This window comes from Paenibacillus sp. P4_E11, assembly GCF_056401635.1.
On sequence record NZ_JBFUIX010000673.1, the window covers coordinates 1 to 652 of the forward strand.

A 652-nucleotide genomic window follows, 5' to 3' on the forward strand; every position below is an offset into this window, starting at 1 on the left:
CAACAACATCATTCGTATTTATCTCTTGAATAGTTACTATTCTATCTCGTAATTTTCTCATTGATCTTGCATAGTGCGGGATTAAGCCTCTTACGTACAAAACATCTGGGTTCCACTCTTCTAACTTTGCTAACAAATGATATGAAAAGTAAAATTCCTTCCGATTCTGGTACCATATAATCTCCACATTGGAACTTTCAAGAAATTCTTTCGCAATAGTAGAATTCCTTTTCATAATGAGGTAAACTATCGAATCAGTCCCCAGCTCATTCCATTTATTTGCCGTATTGAGTATTTTCTTATTAACCCCATCATAGTTTGCAGAAGGATTACATACAATATATGCAATTTTCATTTAATAACCTCTCAACTTCGGCTAGAGACTCTACTATATAAGTTATAATTAAAAAAATTATTGATTTGTACCTATGAGATTACATACTATTTCCAATAATCAACCAAGTACATATCCGTAAATACTATCCGACAGTAGATTATCAAATACAATAGTTTGCAATTACCACAATCATCCCCTCCGTTCTGCTCATTATTTATCATCTATTAAATAACGATTAATTAGTTCAAACGTAAGTAGTAATCCAATATCTTTGTGGTGATCTATCCCTCCCCCCTTATGTTCATTAAGCATCTT

Annotated in this window: 1 protein-coding gene; it reads right to left on the bottom strand. The window is 32.4% G+C overall.

Annotated features, from left to right (window positions below; translation table 11 throughout):
• On the bottom strand, positions 1–355 hold a 355-nt coding region (locus AC1DWB_RS36850), incomplete at its 3' end, for a hypothetical protein (RefSeq protein WP_477545984.1).
• Positions 356–652 lie beyond the last annotated feature (297 nt).